Origin of the sequence: Mucilaginibacter auburnensis, assembly GCF_002797815.1 — a bacterium.
Taxonomy (GTDB): Bacteria; Bacteroidota; Bacteroidia; order Sphingobacteriales; family Sphingobacteriaceae; genus Mucilaginibacter; species Mucilaginibacter auburnensis.
In genome coordinates, this window is sequence record NZ_PGFJ01000001.1 from 1,907,214 (window position 1) to 1,925,850 (window position 18,637).

Sequence of the window (18,637 nt, forward strand, 5' to 3'; positions counted from 1 at the left end):
TTTTAATCGCCATAAATTATGATGATGTTCATCACTTTTTTTAATAGCCGACTTAATAAAAATCCCACCAAACATCGGTTTTAGGTTCGTCACCCAAGGCATAAGGTTCACCAATGCGAGGTATGTTTAAAGGTACGCCTAATTTTTCGGCAGTTGGTATCAATTTTTTTATGGCCTCATTCCAGGGGTGATCGGCTTCAACAAACTTTCCCCAATGAACAGGCTGCAATAAATTGGCTTGCAGATCAATAGCTGCTTTGGCGGTTTCGCCAAACACCAAATGTGTCCATGGCCAGTTGGGGCTGAACTGCCCGCATTCCAGAAGCGCCAGATCAAAGGGGCCATATTTGTTGCCAATTTGTTTAAAATGCGGGCCATAACCGCCGTCTCCGCTGTAAAATATCTTGTACGGGCCCGATTGTATAATATACGATGCCCAAAGCGTTTTGTTGGTGGAGCCAAACGTACGGTTACTTTTGTGCTGCGCAGGCGTAGCGGTTATGTGTAAACCACCCGGTAGGGTTACATCCTGCGTCCAATTGAGTTCAATTATTTTTTTAGGATCGAAACCCCAGTATATTAAGTCGGCACCTATGCCTACAGGTACTACAGCCATTTTAATGCGGCTTTTTAGTTTTTTTAAAGTGCGATAGTCAAGGTGGTCATAATGATCATGCGATATTACCAGCACATCTATAGGCGGCATGTCTTCGGCCTTGTATTCTTTGGTCCCCTTAAAAGCGGTTACAAAACCCGGTACCGGTCCGGCATGGTTACTAAAAACCGGATCGATCAATATGTTGCCTTGTTCTGTTTTAATCAAGATAGATGAATGCCCAAACCATACAATAGTAGGCGTGGAGGCTTTCAAAGTTTTCAGATCGGTTTTTATAAAGGGAACAGCAGCCGAGGGCCTTTTAGTGCCCGGGCGACTTTTTAGAAATAGCCAACGTTGCCTGTCGACCGCCGAATCAAGCCTTTGGCCTGTATTCTGAAAAGATCCGTTTTTGTAATTATGCAGAGTGTCATATCCGGCAAGTATCTCACCTTGCGGCTTTCTACCAACCGAACGTACAAGCCCGCATGCCGCAATAGCTGTTATCAAAAGGCTTGCAATACCTAAATTTAGCCAACTATGTTTCATACCCTCCTAAATGCAAATAACGAGCCATTACGAGGTATTGTTACTTATCTTAGTCGCAAAATCTACAGTTATGGAAATTAAACGCATCGGCTCACAGCCATCTACCTATGCATCGCCCGAATATTTTACCGGACAAGTGCGTATTGACCCACTGTTTGAACCACCGGCACCTGCAAGGGTATATTCCCTACTGGTTACCTTTGAACCCGGTGCGCACACCTGCTGGCACAGCCATCCGCTGGGGCAAACGCTTATAGTTACCGCCGGAGCGGGTTGGGTGCAGAAAGAAGGAGAGGAGCGCCTGAATATTTTTCAGGGGGATGTGATTTACATTCACCCTGATGAGAAGCACTGGCATGGTGCAACGGCTACAACCGCCATGAGCCATATTGCAGTGAACGAGAAACTAAATGGTTCGCCGGTTGACTGGATGGAACCGGTAACCGAGCAGCAATATAACGGCAATTAAAAACGTCAACACGCAAGGTGCAAATAGGTTTATAGCCGCTTGCATCTTGTTTTAGTTGCAAAATTTATCAGTTGCTATAGTATTTTGTTCTAAACCAAAATGCGAGGTTAACCAGCGCTATAAGAGCGGGTACCTCTACTAACGGACCGATTACTCCCGCAAATGCCTGACCGGAGTTGATGCCAAATACTCCAATTGCAACAGCAATTGCCAACTCAAAATTATTACCTGTGGCTGTAAACGCAATTGATGTAGCCTTTGAATAATCTGCTCCAAAATACTTGCCAGCGAAAAAGCTTGCAACAAACATCACCGTAAAATAAATTACTAAGGGTAATGCTATTCGCAGTACATCAAAAGGTATATTTACTATCAGGTTACCTTTCAAGCTGAACATAAGCATTATGGTAAACAGTAAGGCAATAAGGGTTATGGGAGATATAAGCGGTACAAAACGGTTTTGAAACCAGTCCTCGCCTTTTAGTTTGATAAGTGTGTAGCGCGATATGATACCCATTGCAAAAGGTACACCCAAATATATACCAACGCTTTCGGCTATTTGTACAATAGTAATATCCACTTCTAAGCTTTTTAACCCGAAGTAGGGCGGAAGTACAGTTATGAAAAGGTAAGCAAAAATGCTGTAGAACAACACTTGAAATATACTGTTAAGTGCTATTAATCCGGCTGCATATTCGCGGTTACCTTCTGCCAGCTCGTTCCAAACCACTACCATGGCAATGCAACGTGCAAGGCCTATTAATATAAGGCCAATCATGTATTCAGGGTAATCTTTTAAAAATGTAATGGCCAAAAAAAACATGAGCAGCGGACCAATAACCCAGTTCAACAGCAGCGATATGCTTAAAACCCATGTATTTTTAAAAACCTCGCCCATGTTTTCGTATTTTACTTTGGCCAGCGGGGGGTACATCATCAATATTAAACCAATGGCCAGCGGTACATTAGTGGTACCGATTGAAAGCGAACCAATAAAGCCTGATGTTGAGGGTAGGAAGTAGCCTATGCCCACACCAATAGCCATAGCTAAAAATATCCATAGCGTTAAATATCTGTCTAAAAAACCAAGGCGCTTACGCTCTGCAGCAGGTGCACAGTTATTTGCGCTCATTGCTTTGATTGATAAAGCTGTTTACAAAATTGAGTGAATAAACCTTGATGAGGTCTCGCACCTGCCTGAATTCGGCCAACACTTCCTCAGCGGTTCCTGTAGCTTTTGCCGGGTCGGGAAAGTTGTTGTGAAAACGTTTTACCTCGCCGGGAAAATAAGGACAAGCTTCGTTTGCATTATCGCATACGGTAATAACCGCGTCAAAAGGGATACTTGTGTATTCATTAACATTGTTTGAGGTATGGTGCGAGATATCAATATGGTCTTCGGCCATAACCTGTATGGCTTTTGGGTTAACACCATGGGTTTCTATACCTGCACTATATATGCGGGCGGCATTGCCTGCAAAATGTTGAAGATAACCATGCGCAATCTGGCTGCGGCAGCTGTTGCCGGTACACAGAACTAATATATTTTTCATAAAACCTGTTACTTATCTATATGGTGAAATTGTTAACAGCATCCGGAGCCGGGCGCACATGATGTTGCAGGTGCGGCTAAGTTTTGTAATTGTATTTTAGGTTTAGCGGCAATTTCGGGTGTACCACAGCTGCCGCCGCGATCGTTCGCCTTACATTGAACTGTATCAGGACGAAGATCAACTATCAAATTTTCGCCGTCGTTAATAAATCCCTGTGGCAGCATTTGGCGGGTATCAAACTTTGAATTACCAAATTCAATTTTAACTATAGCGTTTGGATGTAACGGCAGTGCCTTTTCAACCACATTAATAATAGAAAGCGCCTTGCTAACTTTCATGGCGCGGTCTGTTTGCTCATTAAGCGGTTCGTATAGCTGTACAATTATTTCTGTCCAGGCATTCATAACACCTCCGCAATCTACAGAGGTTATGGGGGCCTGCTTTACTTCGGTAATATGGTAGGCTGCATCTACCCATTTACCTTCCGCATATTGAAATTGCAGCGTTAGTTCGGTATTGGCATTTAGTTGTTCTTTAAACTGATGCCATTTCAAATGTTCCATTCTTAATAGAGTTAAATATATATATTGCAATATTGCGATAGATTAATTCAAATTTTTTTAACAGCAACTTTTAGGTTCGGTATATGAATCAAAGAATATGTTGAGCTGTTTTTTTAACAGCGCCCATGCCTTTGGTTCTATACAATAACATACACTCACGCCATCTATCGTTCCCTGTATAAGTCCTGCGCTTTTCAGCTCCTTTAAATGCTGGGATATGGTTGCCTGTGCCAGGCCCAGTTCATCTACCAGGTCGCCGCAAATGCAGGCGTTGGCTTTTATAATATATTGCAGTATGGCAATACGCGCGGGGTGGGCAAGGGCTTTCAGCATTACCGCCAAGTGGTTTTGCTCATCGTTAAATATATCTGTACGTGTTACGCCCATGTCTATCGCAATATTGCGATTAATTTATTCTATTACAATATTTAAATCCAACTAAATGTAATAACAGTGTTAATTATGTAAAAAAGATATATTTTTTGATGAATTTTTTTTTCTAAAATGTCACAAAAATGTAATGTATCAGCTACGTTACCTCAATATTAAAATGGTATGAAAATGGCGTTTATTAAAAACTGTGGCACTTTTTTGTAGTACAATGAGTTTTGTTAGTGTGTTTGTTACACAACTGAAATTTATGCATGTATTTTGTACACTAAGTAAATTGAAGATATTGTAATAGATACACTATTTTGATTGAAAATATTGAAAAATACCAACGTTTTCGTAACTGTATTATGAAATTTTTATAAAAATTCAATTTTATTTGCCAAATCGTTAATGTTGCCTTACTTTTGTTATGGATTTAAAATTTAAGACTATGAAAAAGTTATTTATTACAGCAGCAATCGCAGCAATGTTTAGTGTTAACGCTTTTGCAGATGGTGGAAAAAAAGCTAAAGCCGAAGGCGAGAAAAATGTATCATACAGTGCCCTTAACAAATTCGCTGTAGATTATGATAATGCTTCGAACGTAGTTTGGACAGTAACTCCAAACTGCCAGAAAGTTGACTTCGTTTTGGAAGGCGCAAAATATACTGCTTTTTATGACCTTGACGGTGAGTACCTTGGCCGCACTCAAGAAGTTGCTTTATCAGCTTTGCCTGAAAGCAGCCGTAAAGAAGTAACAGCTAAATATGCTGATTATACTGTTAGCCATGTTATTAAATATGAAACTAACACTGTTGAGCCACTTGTTTATTTTGTTGACCTTTTAAAAGGCGATAAAGAAATTGTGTTAAAAGCAACGCCAAATCAAAATCTTGCTTTTTTCCAAGCTATTAAATAAGCCCACTACAATTTACCCTTTTAGTTTTTGTGATCCGCTCCGGGATATGTACCGGAGCGGATTTTTTTGTGCGCTGAGCTTGCAAAACAGTGTAAATAAAAACGCCTGCCAAAATAGGCAGGCGTTCTTATTTACATAAACAACAGTTTATTAGCGAGGACCGCCGCCCATTTGAGCGCGTCTTTCAGCCTGCTGTTTCTCGTAAGCAGCGTACTGCTCAGGAGTTAAAATGCTTTTCAGTTTTGCAGTTACCGCAGCGGTAAGAGGAGCCATTTTTTCTCTCATTGAACCCATATCACCGTTAGCTGCAGCCATTAAGCTGTCTCTGCTTTTAGCTTGTGCTTTGTAAACATCAAGTAATTTTGCAGACTGAGCATCAGTAATACCTGCAAGTGATGTTTTTAGCTGTTCAACAGATTGCTCAGGTGTACGACGCATGCCACCACCTGGTCCTTGCGCGAAACTTACAGCGCTAACGCCTAATACAAAAGCGCCAACTAATAATACTTTTTTCATTTTTTACGGTTTTTATTGTTTTAGTATATGATAAAGATATACGCTAAAGGTTTAACTTTTAGTATGTAACTTAAATGTTGCCGTAAAAAAAAGTACAAATTAGTTATTACCCTGCTGTAATTTACTTATTGATCTTTGCATCTGGGCCATCATATTAGTAAGGCTTTCCATAGTAGGCTCAGGCGTTGGCTCGGGTAATTGCATAGATATATAGGCTTTGGCTTTCCATATTTCCAGCACATCCTCGCCGCTTACTTCGTAAGGCTCATAAACCGGGTTGTCTGATATTAACTTTAGCTTTTTATTGTCTTTAAACTTATTGCCTATTCTTTTATAAACAACGCCTTCGGTTTTTGATACCACCACATAGGTTTGGCCAGGTTTAACATCGGCCCAGTTCTCCACATATTCACCTATAATAGTAGTGCCTGATGGTAGGGGAAGCATAGAGTCGCCATTTATTTCGAACGCCCGATAGGTGCCTTGCTTGAACATAGGGAGATAAAACTTAGGCAACTTAGCCACATACTCCGGATCTGCATAACCATTAAGGTAACCGGCGCTGGCTTTTACAGGCACCATTTCTATATTCTCGTTATCTTCCTTATCAACAGATATACTTAATATGCGAAGGTTATCAGGATTACCTTTTGGCTTAGGCGCCCATTTCTCATTTATCTCCTCGTTTATAAAATCATCCAGACTAATATCAAAATACAATGCTATTTTTTTTAGTAATTCGTATTTTGGTTCAGCGCGCTCTTCTTCATAAGCGCCCACTAAAGAACGTTTTATACCTATCTCATCTGCAAACTGTTGCTGTGTAAGACCTTTCTTCTTCCTGAGGAATTTAATATTTTGAGAAATATTTGCCATAAAATTTGGAATTGCTAATTTAATTAGTAATTTTATGCTCATAAAGTTAGTAATTATTTTTTCATCAGCAAATTTTATTATCAAATGAAACGCTTTATCTATATAATAACCGACAGAAACCGCAATAACTTACATGTTGGCTTGTGCTCTGATCTGCTAAAAACCATCAAATTTTATAATGAGATGCCTACGTTGTTCTTTGACAATTCAAAGCAGCTAAACCGTTTGGTTTATTTTGAAGAGATCAATAACGAAGAAATGGCTATGGAGCGTTTTAAAACAGTGAGTACTTTTACGCGCCCGCAAAAAGAAAGATTGATAAGACAGGTCAATGCTGATTGGATAGATCTGACCGCAGCACTTAATTTTGAGAGTGGAGTAAGAAGGCCGCAACTGGTACGACCTTCTATTAATATAAGCAGAACGCCGCTTAGCGCTTAATAAATTTAAGTGCTCCGGAGTTCATGCAGTATCTTTTACCGCCGCGAGATACGGGGCCGTCATCAAAAACGTGGCCCAGGTGCAGGCCGGTGCTGCGCTCAATTACTTCGTCGCGATCCATACCGTAGCTGTTATCTTTAACTATTTCTATTTTGCTTTCGTCAACAGGTTTAACAAAGCTCGGCCAGCCTGTACCGCTGTCATATTTATCATCTGACGAGAATAAAACCTCGCCGGTTGCAGCGCTAACGTATACGCCTTTTTGGTGATTATCATAATAGGCGTTACGGAAGGGAGATTCCGTGCCTTTTTCTACCATGATATGATACTGATTTTCATTTAATATCTTCTTCCATTCGGCATTGGTTTTTGCCGCCTTTCTTTTTACCTGTTGCCCGTTACTATTCTCACAGCTAAAGGCTGCCAGCGTAACCAGTATTAATAATACTCCTGTTATTTTTTTCATAACTATAAATACATTTATCAAAAATACGCAAAACGCCACGTATCAGTTTGTCACAATAAGGTATATTTATATAGGCTGAAGCCTGGGCATCAGCACTGCAGACACAATGTGGACCACACCGTTTTTTTGCTTCAGATTACTTGTTACTATATTACTTTTTCCACCTCTTTCATCGGTTAAAATAATATCGCCATTGTTGTTAAACGTGGCAGTAACCCAGGCACCGGCAATGGTTTGAAAGCTCGTTTTTCCTTTCCCCCGCTTAATATGTTTGGCTATATCTTTTTCGCGCACGTTACCGGGTAAGGCATGGTAGGTTAAAAGTTCTATAAGGTCGTACTTGTTTTCGGGCATTAACAACGAATCAAGCCTTCCTTTTGAAAATTTATTGAAGGCGCTATCAACTGGTAAAAACACAGTGAGCGGGCCGGTGTTGTTAAATGTCTCCACCAGATCTGAAGCTTTTAAAGCTTTTAAAAAGAATTCAGAGAAATTAACTGCTGACAAATTCTCCGGAATATTTTTCTTCGGATCCATAGCATCTGCTTTTGGTTTGACCGCATTTGCAGACTGTGTTTTTACTGTATTGTTTGCTAAAAGAGCCGATTGAGCTTTACCTGTAGTTATTATAGCGCAAAATGCAAGGCTTAACAGTATTACTTTCATAATACCGCTATAAAAACCAATACCGTGCCTTGTTAGGGTGTTAATTACCAACCCGGTGTAAAACCTAAGCCAAATACAGGCTTTTTCACTTCTGTACGGTTAAGCGGGAAAGCAAAATAAGGTTCTAACACAAAGTACCCAAACAGGTTAACACGTAATGACAGACCTGTACTTAGTGCAGGTACACGCTGGTTGGTGTTGTAAACCGCAAGGCCGTTGGCATCGGTGCCGATCCTATCAGGCGCGAGGCCAAATTTGATCTCATTGCCCGCATTCCAGGCTAAACCTGCATCAAAAAACACGTTCAGGTCTGAGAACAGGAATTTTGATTTTATTGCAGAAAGTTTTTCCGGTCCGGTAAAAGGTAACCTCACCTCAAAGCTTCCAACTGCTATGCGAGAGCCAGATAACTGATCAATGGTGAAACCATTGGTTGGGCGGCTTGCGTTATTGCTGTAAAAGGTTTGCGATTCGTAACCTCTTATCAGGAAAGGATAGCCCAAAAATAACGGGTACAATGCATCAGCCTTGCCAAACCTGCCATAGCCGTACAGGCGCATGGCCAGGGTAACAGGGGCAAGGCGGGCGTATTTACGCAGATCAATTGTTGGCGCGAAAAACTTAAAGCTACCTACATTATAAGCAGCCTCTACACGATACCTGAACCCGCTTAGCGGAGCCGCTACCCCGAAAAATGAATTGTCGCCGACTAAAGCTGTGCTAAGTTGAAAAACCGAAAATGAGCGTAAACTGAACCCGCTATTAGCCGGATCGGCATTATATTCATTGAGGCCCACGTTCTTTCTTTCACTGCCTAAATAGTAAGTTATTTGTTGATTTTGATACTTGTAATAGGTGCTAAACCTATCAACCCTGTAGTAATACTTTGAAGCCGCTGCACCAAATTCCAGGCGGTGAACTTTTGAAAATGGGTAGGAAGTAAATGCTGAAAGCTGATCTTGAAAAGTGCGTATAATGTCATACCTTTCTTCTAAGGCATCTACCGGCTGATTATTTTCAGGATATTTTGTTATTACGTTATTATAAGTTGCAAAACGGTATGGAATATGCGATACCCCACCACCCCAGTTCCAGCGGCTTTCCTGATTGATGTACATAAATTGACCACCAAAATCGTACAATTCGCCGTTAACAGCTAAACCTGCATATATTTGGTTCCGACCTAAAATATCGCTGAAAACTCCCTGTACACCACTGGCCAGGCCCGTGTAACCAAATGAATTTATGCCTACGCCTATACCACTACCAGCCAGATAATCCATTTTAAACTTCGACCTGAATTTGACTGATTTGATAGAATCGGCAGGTAGTTTAGGATAAGCCAGGAAATTATTCAGATTAGAGTTGATCAGGTCAACACCTACTGAACGAGGCGGCGGAAGCGTGCCTGCTGCGAAGTTGGTCTGCGTGGGATCAACGGTCGCAGCTGTAAAGTCTGATTCCTTAGCGTTATACAAGGTATATTTTTGCGCGCGATAATAAGAATAGGCAACGTCGCCACTTGCGGCTACGCTCAATGCCGGCGAAAACTCGGTGATTCCGCTTATACCTGTAAACAGGTTGGTCATTTGTTTTACCTGAGCCGTCGCTACATCGTACAGGTATAGGTTGCGGAAACCGTCGCGGTTAGACAAGAAGTAAATACCCGACCCATCTGCCGAATATTGCGGATTTAAATTGTTAGCGCCGTTAAATATATTCAGGTTAGTTACGGCCCCGGTTTCCATATCATAAACAGCCAGATTGAAGGTAATGGCTTGCGACAGGGTTTGGTCGTAAGTTGTTCTGTCGGAAGAGAAAACTACTTTCTTCCCATCTCTCGAAAAGCTAGGCTGGTAATCTGAGTATTTATCATTGGTTAACTGTGTTACTTTTTTTGTGTCGAAGTTATAAGTGTATAAGTCACTTTGACCTTCGGCCATCCCCTGGAAAACTATTTCCTTGCCATTTGGTGACCATGATAAGTTGCCAAACTGTTCAGCCTTTTCCATGGACACATTATACAGAACTTTTCCGCTCGGTACCTCAACCACTAACATGCGGTTGCGCCCCTTGCTGAAAATACTAAAGGCGAATTTCTTCCCATCCGGCGACCATGTACCGGCAGATTCCAGGAAGTTGAACTCGTCAACGTGCGTGTTGGTGGTTCTACTGGTGAGTTTCTTCAGGATACGCCCCGTTCGGTTATCCGCCAGGAAAAGGTCAATGGATAGCAGATTCTTTTCGGATAAAAATGCCATGTACTTACCATCCGGACTGATTGAGGGAGCGAGATTCATCTTACCCGAATTTTTCTCGTCAATCAATACCTGACCGATAGGTTTCTGTACCGTATCTGTTAAAAAAGGTTTGTAAGTTGTTTCGATAGATTTTTTCCAAAGCTCCGAAAGGGTTTTATCATCGTAACCAAAGGTGCGGCGTATGGCGTAAGGCAAACCAAAACGTGCTGTATTTTTAAAGAACGGCACAATTACTGTATCGCCATAAGTTGAGCCTATGAATGACCAAAAAGCCTCGCCATAACGGTAGGGAAAGTATTTGTTGCTTTCGGTAAGGTCGCGTATGGTTGGGATGTCTTTGTTTAGGTAGGCATCCCGCATCCACATAGATGTGTACGTGTCTTTTTTACCAATGGAAAGGTACTCGGCCATACCCTCAATCATCCACAAAGGCACGTTGTTCATGTTCTCAAACTCTTCGCCCTTACCCAACAAAATATGATATTGAAACGCGTGCACCAGCTCATGGCCCAATACGTGGCGGGTTACGTGGTTGTTCTCCATTACCGGCATCACAACACGGTTTTTTAAACCTTCGGTAACACCGCCTGTACCTACTTCAATATCGCCATCAATAGCTGTTGTTTGCTGAAAATCAGGGTGATTGGCATATAATATAACCGGATTGGCTACTTTAAAAGTGTCTTTAAAAACCTGCTGATGCAAGGTATACCACAGTTCACTTTCCTGCGCCATGCGTTTTATCAGGCTATCATTTTTGAGGTAGTAGTACAGCTCAAAATGGGGCGTTTTATAAACCTGAAATTTTAATTTTTTATAGCGAACCTTATTCTGCCCGAAGTACTGCGCTTTAGCGTTCAGCGCGCCCAATAATGAAATGGCAATAGTTAAAAATACAACAAATTTTTTTGCTGTTTTAGTAATTAAGGAGCAGGATTTGGCCATGTAAAATAATATTATGCAAGCGCTAATTTAGTTAAATGCGCTGTTAAATAATGTTAATTTTTGTTAAGGCGGTTTATGGTGCTACGGCCGGAACAGGTTCTGTTTGAAGTGTATCATACGGAACTTCCATCAAACTGTCAACCACCGCTGTATCAACCCTGATGCGTGGAGACGGGCACTCATACTGTTTGGTGATCTTAACCCATGGTTTTGGGAAAGGCCCAACGGTATAACCCGACTTCGGATCGGCGTATACTTTTTCCATAAAGCGGCCAAAAATAGGTAAGGCCGTGCGCGAACCTTCGCCGGTTTCTGAAGAGTTAAAGTGAACGCTTCTGTCATCCGCGCCAACCCAAACACCGGTTACCAGGTCTTTGGTAATACCCATATACCAGCCGTCAACATAATCTGATGATGTGCCGGTTTTGCCGCCTATCTGGTTGTTTTTAGCCCACAGGTTGTACTCCCAAAGAGCCTGCGAAGTTCCTCCGGGCTCTTCCATACCTCCGCGGAACATGTACAGCATCAACCATGCTGTTTCTTCGCTTATTGCACGTTCGCTGTTCAGTTTGAACTCTTTTAACAAATTGCCATCCTGATCTGTTATTCTGGTAACCAGCAATGGATCGATTTTTTCTCCTTTATTTAAAAACGTGCTGTAGGCACGCACCATTTCGTAAACAGAAACATCATTAGAACCTAATGATACAGATGGTACGGGCTTTAATTCGCTTTCAATGCCCACTTTGTGCGCGTATTCAACAACTTTATCCCAACCCACTTGTTCGGTTACCTGGGCTGTTATGGAGTTAACAGACTTACCCATGGCCCAACGTAAAGACATTTCACGACCGGAAAAATTCCAATCGGCGTTATTAGGCTCCCAAACTTCGTCTTTACCACCATATTTATATTTTATGCTAACGCGCTTGTCGGTAAATTTATCGCAGGGAGTGAAGCCGTTATCCAGTGCAGTTAAGTAAGCAAAAGGTTTAAAGGTTGAACCCGCCTGGCGTTTGGCCTGGTTAACGTGGTCGTAGTTAAAGTGTTTAAAATCAATACCGCCCACCCAAACTTTAATTTTACCCGAAGCCGGCTCAATACTCATCATCCCGGTGTTTAAAATGCGGGCGTAATATTTTATAGAATCTACAGTTGAAAAAGTGGTGTCTTTATCGCCATTCCAGGTAAAAACCTTCATGCGTTTAGGCGTTTCAAAGTATTTTTTTATTTCAACGGTATCGCCTTTGTATTTCTTTTTTAACAGCTTATAAATTGGCAGGCGTTGCTCAGCTTTCAAAATAAAATCCTTTATCTCGTTACCTTTTGAATCGCGCCAAGGGTTTTTATCGCCCCAAACATTGTTAAAACGTTTTTGAAGCATCTTCATTTTTTCGGCAACTGCTTCCTCGGCGTACTGTTGCAGGCGAGAATCAATGGTAGTGTAAATTTTCAGACCGTCCTCATATAGGTCGTAATCATTTTCCTTGCACCAGTCTTTTAACCAGCGTTCCACAGCCTCGCGCAGGTAAGAGTCGCCGTGCGAGGTGTTCTCAACGTAGCGCAGATCCAGATTTACAGGCTGCTTGCTGTACGTTTCATATTGCTGTTTGGTAATATGATCATATTTCAACATCTGGCTCAACACCACATTACGGCGTTCTTTAGCTTTCTCGGGGTTATTGATAGGATTGTAAGTTGATGTTGCCTTTAACATACCTACCAGTGTGGCAGCCTCGGCAGGATTAACGTTATCGGGGTTTTTATTGAAGAACTTTAGGGTAGCTGTTTTTATACCGAATGAATTATTACCAAAAGGAACGGTATTGAAATACAGTGTTAATATTTGCTCTTTGCTATAAACATGCTCCAGCTTAAAGGCGGTTAACCATTCCTTAAACTTAAAAACAACAGTGCGCAAACCTGGCACATGACTGATAACCCCCTGCGATTTACGCTTGCGGGTGGAGAAAAGGTTTTTGGCTAATTGTTGTGTAATGGTACTTCCGCCGCGCCTGTCGCCGGTTGCGGTGGATAACATACTTGTAGCGAAGCCAAAAAAATCAACTCCGCCGTGTTTATAAAAACGGATATCTTCTGTGGTAACAAGCGCGTTGATAAGATTAGGGGAGATATCTTTATATTCTACCGGCGAACGGTTCTCGCGGTAATATTGGCCTATTAATTTGCCGTCGGCAGTGTAAACCTGTGAGCCTAATGATAATTGGGGTTGCTTAATATCCTCCATATCAGGCGAGTATCCGAACAGCCACAAAAAATTAAGTTCAATACTGCAGAAAAACAGGATCGTGAAATAAATGAGTATGAGCGTATACCTTAAGAATTTGTTATGTATGCGTTTAAACATTCGGTAAATATGTAAAAATATGGCTCAAAAACATAAGCCATTCATAATTCAGTAACAACGAAATAACAGCAAATAAATTTCAGCTGCCGGCCTTTGTTTTTTTACTTTTTGTGGCTTTGGCAAATTTGTTAAAAGCCAGCGAGGTATCTATCCAATAATTGAAGGTTTTATCATCATTCAAAAGTTCAGGACTCACATAAATATAGTCCTTTAAAGGCTTCCCATTGCGTATCATTCCCCTTATGCCATGTATCTCCAAAGCTTCTAAATACATTGGGCCAACGCGACAAAGCATCTCATCATCGCTGGCGCAAACACACATTTTACCATCCACCATAAAACACATACCGCTGAACATTTTTTTCTCTTCAACATTCGTTATGCCCTTATTAAAAAGCGCTTCCCTTATGCGATTTGCCAATGCTTCGTTTAGTGCCATGTTTTTTTGACTATTTAAATGTAGCTGTTGTTACAAAACTTGATACACCATTTTTAACTGCTATCGCTTTTATGGTCATGCCCGCTGCTAATGGGATGGGTTTGCTGTAAACGGCAGAAGCTGTGGTAGGTGTGGTGCCATCAGTTGTATAGTAAAGAACGTTTTCTTCAACATCATTAGCAGTGATACTCACCTGTGTAGGCGGCACCAACGTTTGTAAAACAGTAATAACAGGATTAGGTACGATCAAATTATCAGCTATTTTTGATGTGGGCCTTTCCATATCCTGCATGGCCATGCGGTTAGGCAACCTGCCGGTAAATACTTCCAGATCACCACCATTGGCTATATCATCATGATTAATATAGAGCTTATTGTGCGATTTTTTATTGAAGTTAATGCCCTGCACATAAATATTATCTCTGCCCGCAACAGCGCCGCTGTTGGTAATGGTGAGTTTTTTGCCGTTTTCCAGATGTACTACAGCTTTGGCAAATTGCGGTAATCCTATTTGATATTGCTGTTGGCCGGGCGCAATGTTATACAAACCTAAAGCCGACATAATATACCATGCCGACATCTGTCCGCAGTCTTCATTACCGGTCAGGCCATCGGGTTTGTCATTATAAAACTCGTTGAAAATACGGTTAAGGTAAAGCTGTGTTTTATCGGGCGTATTAGTGAAATTAAACAAATAAGCCAGGTGATGGCTGGGCTCATTGCCATGCGCATACATGCCTATTAAGCCGGTAATGTCTGGCAACTCGGTTCCGGTTAGCTTGGCTGTTGTGGTAAATAACTCATCAAGCTTCGCGGCAAAATTGTCTGTTCCGCCGTAGCTTTTTATCATGCCCTCAACATCCTGCGGTACATGAAAATTGTATTGCCAGGCGTTGCCTTCAACGTAAAATTTCTGGTCAACCTCGTTCGGGTCAAAAGGGGTTTTCCATGCACCGTTAACGCGCGCCTGCATAAAACCGTTTTGTTTGTTAAAGTTGTTCTTCCAGTACTGTCCTCGTTTTATGTAGGTTTGATAATCTTTTTGTTCGCCCAGCATTTTAGCCATTTGCGCAATGCACCAGTCGTCAAACGCGTACTCTAAGGTTTTGGAAACTACTTCGGTCTCGTCTTTAGCGGTGGCAACATAACCGCTGTTACGGTAGCTTTCTAACCCAAAATGATTTTTATTGACAGCCGACTTCATGGCCGCATAAGCTTCCTTCACATCAAAGTCTCTTATACCCTTGGCGTAAGCGTCAACAATAACCGGGATGGCGTGATTGCCTATCATGCAATACGTTTCATCAGATGCCAGCGGCCAGATAGGCAACAAGCCACCTTCGCGGTTAATAGCCAGAAAGCTTTTAATAAAATCGGCAGTGCGTTTTCTGTCTATGATATTTAAAAGCGGGTGTTCTGCCCGGTAAGTATCCCAAAGCGAGAAAACAGTATAGTAGTTAAAACCATCAGCATAATGAATGCGACCGTCCAACCCACGGTACTGCCCGTCAACATCGTTATAAACATTTGGCGCCAGCATTGCGTGATACATAGCCGTATAAAATACCCGCTGTTTTATTTTAGCATAATCCGGCGGAGCAACTGGTTTTTTGGTTTTATCGGCTTTTGATCTTTGCATTGCAGGGTCAGCCATACCCGGTGGCATTGTGCGCTGGTTGGAGGGGGGCGCGCCGCCTTCTACCTCAATTTTTGAAAGCTCAACGTTCCATGCTGCTTTAGCGGCTTTTTCAACGCGCTTAAAATCAAAATCGGGCACCTCCTTATCCAGGTTTTTTAAAGCCCCCTCCGCGCTAACAGATGATATGCCAACCTTGCTGATCACCTCGTTGGGGTCATCAAACTGAAGGAACATTTTAATGTTTTTGCCTTCGGCTTTTTTTATTCCATCTTTTACTGCATCATTAACAGCTATTCCGTAAGTTTTAAACGGCTTTGAAAATTTGGCGTAGAAATAAACGTATTGGTCTTTAGCCCAGCCTTTTGATTGCCGCATGCCGCGTATCTCGTGGTCATTAATAACTTCAATCCATGAATTGGTAACCTGGTCGCGGTGTTGAAGGTCAATTATGATGTTGGCCTGTTTGGTTGATGGGAAATTGTATTTATGAACACCAACGCGCGTTGTGGCGGTTAGCTCCACATCTATATCATATTTATCTAAATGCGTTTTATAATAACCAGGCGATGCTTCCTCATTTTTCTTTTGAAATATCGAGCGATATTCCGTGTTTTTAAATTGCGGCTGCCCGGTGGTGGGCATAAACAACACATCGCAATAATCGGGTACGCCGGTGCCGCTTAAGTGGGTATGCGAAAAGCCATAAACAAGCGAATCTGTATAGTGATAGCCCGAGCAGCCATCCCAGCCGGTAAGGCGGGTATCCGGGCTCAATTGCATCATGCCAAATGGCATCACTGCGCCCGGGTAGGTGTGGCCGTGACCACCTGTGCCTATAAATGGGTCTACAAATTTGGTGTAATCCTGTTTTTTTTGTGCCGATGCGTGGAGCGTAAAGGCGAGTGTTGACGCGGTAAATATTACAGCACGAAATAACCTCATTACAATAAATTAAATTGAATGTGAAATTAAGGTTTTATCTCAAAATCATCCGCATCTTTCAAAAAAGGCATAGCCGCCCTGATCTTGGTTACCTCGTCGGCCACAATAGTGAAGGTATAAATATCTTCTTCGTCTCGTTTATAGTAAACTGTTTTTCCGGTAGGGTCAATGCAACTTGAGTCGCCTGAGTGATAGATCTCATTTCCATCATGACCAACACGGTTGAGGCCAATTACATACGCCTGGTTTTCAATGGCGCGTGCAGTAAGCAGGGCGCGCCAATGGGCAGCGCGCTTTTCGGGCCAGTTGGCAACAACAAGTAACAGATCGTAAAGCTCTTTGGTGTTTCGCAGCCACACCGGGAAACGAAGATCGTAACAAATTACGGGGCAAATTTTCCAACCCTTTAACTCCACCATTATGCGCCGGTTGCCGGCAGTGTAAGTTTCATGCTCTTTGCCCATGGCAAATAAATGGCGCTTATCATAGTGCTGATAGGTACCGTCCGACCGCATCCATATCAGGCGATTATAGTATTTATTGTTTTCCTTAATAATAAGGCTGCCGGTAATATCGCAATTATATTTAATGGCGGTTTGATGCATCCAGGCCATGGTTTTACCGTCCATGGGTTCGGCTAAAGCGGCAGCATTCATGGAAAAACCGGTATTGAACATCTCTGGTAAAATTATCAGATCCGTTTTTTCCCGAATACCTCCTGAAAGGCGTAAACCTATGTTCTGCAGGTTTTTATCAACGTTTTCCCAAAAAAGATATCCCTGAAATGTTGTGATCTTCAAATTTTCCATTCTATTGTCCCTTAGTTAATGGCTTGGTCAAAGCTTAAAATTTATCAATCTATTAACGGCATTATCAAGCGTTTCTTGCTTTTTGGCAAAGCAAAAGCGTATTATGCGATGGTCTGTACACCTTGAATAAAATACAGATGTAGGTATGCAGGCCACGCCGGCTTCCCTTGTTAAGCGTAAAGTAAAGTCAATATCGCTCTCATCACTCAGGTGCCCGTACTTAGCCAATTGGAAGTATGACCCATGTGATGGAAGCAACTCAAGTGATGTTTGTTTTAAGCCTTCGGCAAAGTGATCCCGCTTTTGTTGAAAGAAGAAGGGAAGACCCAGATAAACATTTTCGTCGGCTAAATATTGCGCCATACCTGTTTGCATTGCCGAGTTCACACTGAATACATTATACTGATGCACCTTTCTGAACTCGTTCATGAGGTAAGCAGGGGCAAGGCAATACCCAACCTTCCAGCCCGTAACATGAAACAATTTGCCGAAGGATGCCACTATAAAGCTCCGCTCGGCCAGTTGCGGGTAGCGGGCCATGCTGTGGTGAGTAGCTCCATCATATATCAAATGCTCATATACCTCATCGCTTAAAATAAAAATATCACGGTCCTTCACCAAAGCGCTTAGCTCGTCAATATCTTCTTTTTGCAGAATGGTAGCTGTTGGGTTGTGCGGCGAGTTAATAATAATGAGTTTGGTGCGATTGCTCACCAACTTTCTAACCATGCCCCAGTCAATGCGGTAATCGGGTGGTTGCAGTTCCATTGATTTAACCACGCCTCCCATCAGTTTTATGGCAGGGGCGTAGCAATCAAATGCAGGCTCAAAAATTATCACCTCATCATTAGGATGCACCACTGTGCAAATAGCCGTAAAAATAGCTTGTGTGCCACCCGCTGTTACCGTTATTTCCGTCGCGGGATCATATTTAGCACCGTAAAGTTTCTCTGTTTTTAAGGCGATCTGCTCTCTAAGCTGCATTACTCCACCCATAGGAGCATACTGGTTGTGGCCATCAAGCATGGCTTTGTTCACCAGTTCTATCAGTTCGGGTGAGCACTCGTAATCCGGAAATCCCTGCGATAAATTGATGGCGTCCACCTCGGTAGCAAGGGCCGACATGGTAGTAAATATTGTTGTACCTACAGATGGTAATTTAGATGTTATGGTAGTCATGCAATGCTAAAGTAACAAAAAAGCCTTAGCCTGGGCATTTTTTGCATCGCTTCATTTTATTTAACTTAGT

Annotated in this window: 18 protein-coding genes; 3 read left to right on the forward strand and 15 right to left on the reverse strand. The window is 42.1% G+C overall.

Annotated elements, in window-relative coordinates; translation table 11 throughout:
* Positions 1-52: 52 nt before the first annotated feature.
* Entirely contained in the window at positions 53-1,144 is a 1,092-nt protein-coding gene (locus tag CLV57_RS08515; RefSeq protein ID WP_100340880.1) for an MBL fold metallo-hydrolase, read from the reverse strand.
* A 70-nt stretch (positions 1,145-1,214) separates the two neighbouring features.
* On the opposite strand from CLV57_RS08515, the gene CLV57_RS08520 reads away from it, so the two are divergent.
* Entirely contained in the window at positions 1,215-1,613 is a 399-nt protein-coding gene (locus CLV57_RS08520; protein WP_100340881.1) for a (R)-mandelonitrile lyase, read from the forward strand.
* 67 nt (positions 1,614-1,680) lie between these two features.
* Here CLV57_RS08520 and arsB read toward each other — a convergent pair whose 3' ends face one another.
* Genes arsB through CLV57_RS08540 form a run of 4 tightly spaced genes read right to left on the reverse strand, consistent with a single transcriptional unit; the run spans position 1,681 to position 4,116 of the window.
* The gene (arsB, locus tag CLV57_RS08525; protein ID WP_100340882.1) at positions 1,681-2,745 is read right to left on the reverse strand and encodes an ACR3 family arsenite efflux transporter; all 1,065 of its coding nucleotides are present in this window, start codon (positions 2,743-2,745) and stop codon (positions 1,681-1,683) included.
* Positions 2,732-3,166, reverse strand: coding sequence for an arsenate reductase ArsC (locus CLV57_RS08530; protein WP_100340883.1), 435 nt, complete (start codon positions 3,164-3,166; stop codon positions 2,732-2,734). The genes arsB and CLV57_RS08530 overlap by 14 nt, the downstream gene beginning before the upstream one ends.
* Before the next feature lie 32 nt (positions 3,167-3,198).
* On the reverse strand, positions 3,199-3,729 hold the full coding sequence (locus CLV57_RS08535) for a DUF6428 family protein (protein ID WP_100340884.1): 531 nt from the start codon (positions 3,727-3,729) through the stop codon (positions 3,199-3,201).
* Positions 3,730-3,786: 57 nt separating this feature from the next.
* Entirely contained in the window at positions 3,787-4,116 is a 330-nt protein-coding gene (locus tag CLV57_RS08540; protein WP_100340885.1) for an ArsR/SmtB family transcription factor, read from the reverse strand.
* A gap of 415 nt (positions 4,117-4,531) precedes the next feature.
* Here CLV57_RS08540 and CLV57_RS08545 point away from each other — a divergent pair, with 415 nt between their 5' ends.
* A complete protein-coding gene (locus CLV57_RS08545) occupies positions 4,532-5,020 on the forward strand; it encodes a hypothetical protein (protein WP_100340886.1) in 489 nt (162 codons plus the stop codon).
* A 150-nt stretch (positions 5,021-5,170) separates the two neighbouring features.
* Here CLV57_RS08545 and CLV57_RS08550 read toward each other — a convergent pair whose 3' ends face one another.
* Both CLV57_RS08550 and CLV57_RS08555 read right to left on the reverse strand, forming a co-directional pair.
* Positions 5,171-5,536 (reverse strand): hypothetical protein, encoded by a 366-nt coding sequence (locus CLV57_RS08550; protein ID WP_100340887.1) that lies wholly within the window; start codon positions 5,534-5,536, stop codon positions 5,171-5,173.
* Positions 5,537-5,635: 99 nt separating this feature from the next.
* On the reverse strand, positions 5,636-6,412 hold the full coding sequence (locus tag CLV57_RS08555) for an XRE family transcriptional regulator (protein ID WP_100341348.1): 777 nt from the start codon (positions 6,410-6,412) through the stop codon (positions 5,636-5,638).
* An 84-nt stretch (positions 6,413-6,496) separates the two neighbouring features.
* Between CLV57_RS08555 and CLV57_RS08560 the strand changes: the two genes are divergently transcribed.
* A complete protein-coding gene (locus CLV57_RS08560; RefSeq protein WP_100340888.1) occupies positions 6,497-6,853 on the forward strand; it encodes a GIY-YIG nuclease family protein in 357 nt (118 codons plus the stop codon).
* Here CLV57_RS08560 and msrB read toward each other — a convergent pair.
* The 8 genes from msrB to CLV57_RS08600 all read right to left on the reverse strand — a co-directional run bounded on the left by msrB (position 6,843) and on the right by CLV57_RS08600 (position 18,567).
* A complete protein-coding gene (gene msrB, locus CLV57_RS08565) occupies positions 6,843-7,319 on the reverse strand; it encodes a peptide-methionine (R)-S-oxide reductase MsrB (RefSeq protein WP_100340889.1) in 477 nt (158 codons plus the stop codon). The two genes, CLV57_RS08560 and msrB, sit on opposite strands and share 11 nt — an antisense overlap.
* A gap of 66 nt (positions 7,320-7,385) precedes the next feature.
* Positions 7,386-7,985: a fasciclin domain-containing protein gene (locus CLV57_RS08570; protein ID WP_157799106.1), complete on the reverse strand. Its 600-nt coding sequence runs from the start codon at positions 7,983-7,985 to the stop codon at positions 7,386-7,388.
* A 44-nt stretch (positions 7,986-8,029) separates the two neighbouring features.
* Complete coding sequence (locus CLV57_RS08575; protein ID WP_100340891.1) at positions 8,030-11,191, reverse strand: DPP IV N-terminal domain-containing protein; 3,162 nt, start codon at positions 11,189-11,191, stop codon at positions 8,030-8,032.
* Positions 11,192-11,264: 73 nt separating this feature from the next.
* On the reverse strand, positions 11,265-13,559 hold the full coding sequence (locus CLV57_RS08580; protein WP_100340892.1) for a penicillin-binding protein 1A: 2,295 nt from the start codon (positions 13,557-13,559) through the stop codon (positions 11,265-11,267).
* A 79-nt stretch (positions 13,560-13,638) separates the two neighbouring features.
* The gene (locus CLV57_RS08585; protein ID WP_100340893.1) at positions 13,639-13,998 is read right to left on the reverse strand and encodes a TfoX/Sxy family protein; all 360 of its coding nucleotides are present in this window, start codon (positions 13,996-13,998) and stop codon (positions 13,639-13,641) included.
* 10 nt (positions 13,999-14,008) lie between these two features.
* Positions 14,009-16,579: a GH92 family glycosyl hydrolase gene (locus CLV57_RS08590; RefSeq protein ID WP_100340894.1), complete on the reverse strand. Its 2,571-nt coding sequence runs from the start codon at positions 16,577-16,579 to the stop codon at positions 14,009-14,011.
* Between the two features lie 26 nt (positions 16,580-16,605).
* Positions 16,606-17,388, reverse strand: a complete 783-nt coding sequence (locus tag CLV57_RS08595; protein WP_100340895.1) for an amidohydrolase — start codon at positions 17,386-17,388, stop codon at positions 16,606-16,608.
* A 27-nt stretch (positions 17,389-17,415) separates the two neighbouring features.
* Complete coding sequence (locus CLV57_RS08600) at positions 17,416-18,567, reverse strand: methionine aminotransferase (protein ID WP_100340896.1); 1,152 nt, start codon at positions 18,565-18,567, stop codon at positions 17,416-17,418.
* Between the last annotated feature and the right edge of the window lie 70 nt (positions 18,568-18,637).

What these genes read in the sequence shown, in the direction of transcription:
- CLV57_RS08555 (WP_100341348.1), bottom strand. Translation starts at nt 6,412, where the DNA reads ATGGCAAATATTTCTCAAAATATTAAATTCCTCAGGAAGAAGAAAGGT.
- CLV57_RS08590 (WP_100340894.1), bottom strand. Translation starts at nt 16,579, where the DNA reads ATGAGGTTATTTCGTGCTGTAATATTTACCGCGTCAACACTCGCCTTT.
- CLV57_RS08530 (WP_100340883.1), bottom strand. Translation starts at nt 3,166, where the DNA reads ATGAAAAATATATTAGTTCTGTGTACCGGCAACAGCTGCCGCAGCCAG.
- CLV57_RS08540 (WP_100340885.1), bottom strand. Translation starts at nt 4,116, where the DNA reads ATGGGCGTAACACGTACAGATATATTTAACGATGAGCAAAACCACTTG.
- CLV57_RS08595 (WP_100340895.1), bottom strand. Translation starts at nt 17,388, where the DNA reads ATGGAAAATTTGAAGATCACAACATTTCAGGGATATCTTTTTTGGGAA.
- CLV57_RS08570 (WP_157799106.1), bottom strand. Translation starts at nt 7,985, where the DNA reads ATGAAAGTAATACTGTTAAGCCTTGCATTTTGCGCTATAATAACTACA.
- CLV57_RS08535 (WP_100340884.1), bottom strand. Translation starts at nt 3,729, where the DNA reads ATGGAACATTTGAAATGGCATCAGTTTAAAGAACAACTAAATGCCAAT.
- CLV57_RS08515 (WP_100340880.1), bottom strand. Translation starts at nt 1,144, where the DNA reads ATGAAACATAGTTGGCTAAATTTAGGTATTGCAAGCCTTTTGATAACA.
- CLV57_RS08560 (WP_100340888.1), top strand. Translation starts at nt 6,497, where the DNA reads ATGAAACGCTTTATCTATATAATAACCGACAGAAACCGCAATAACTTA.
- CLV57_RS08585 (WP_100340893.1), bottom strand. Translation starts at nt 13,998, where the DNA reads ATGGCACTAAACGAAGCATTGGCAAATCGCATAAGGGAAGCGCTTTTT.
- CLV57_RS08550 (WP_100340887.1), bottom strand. Translation starts at nt 5,536, where the DNA reads ATGAAAAAAGTATTATTAGTTGGCGCTTTTGTATTAGGCGTTAGCGCT.
- CLV57_RS08520 (WP_100340881.1), top strand. Translation starts at nt 1,215, where the DNA reads ATGGAAATTAAACGCATCGGCTCACAGCCATCTACCTATGCATCGCCC.
- CLV57_RS08575 (WP_100340891.1), bottom strand. Translation starts at nt 11,191, where the DNA reads ATGGCCAAATCCTGCTCCTTAATTACTAAAACAGCAAAAAAATTTGTT.
- CLV57_RS08600 (WP_100340896.1), bottom strand. Translation starts at nt 18,567, where the DNA reads ATGACTACCATAACATCTAAATTACCATCTGTAGGTACAACAATATTT.
- CLV57_RS08545 (WP_100340886.1), top strand. Translation starts at nt 4,532, where the DNA reads ATGGATTTAAAATTTAAGACTATGAAAAAGTTATTTATTACAGCAGCA.
- msrB (WP_100340889.1), bottom strand. Translation starts at nt 7,319, where the DNA reads ATGAAAAAAATAACAGGAGTATTATTAATACTGGTTACGCTGGCAGCC.
- CLV57_RS08580 (WP_100340892.1), bottom strand. Translation starts at nt 13,559, where the DNA reads ATGTTTAAACGCATACATAACAAATTCTTAAGGTATACGCTCATACTC.
- arsB (WP_100340882.1), bottom strand. Translation starts at nt 2,745, where the DNA reads ATGAGCGCAAATAACTGTGCACCTGCTGCAGAGCGTAAGCGCCTTGGT.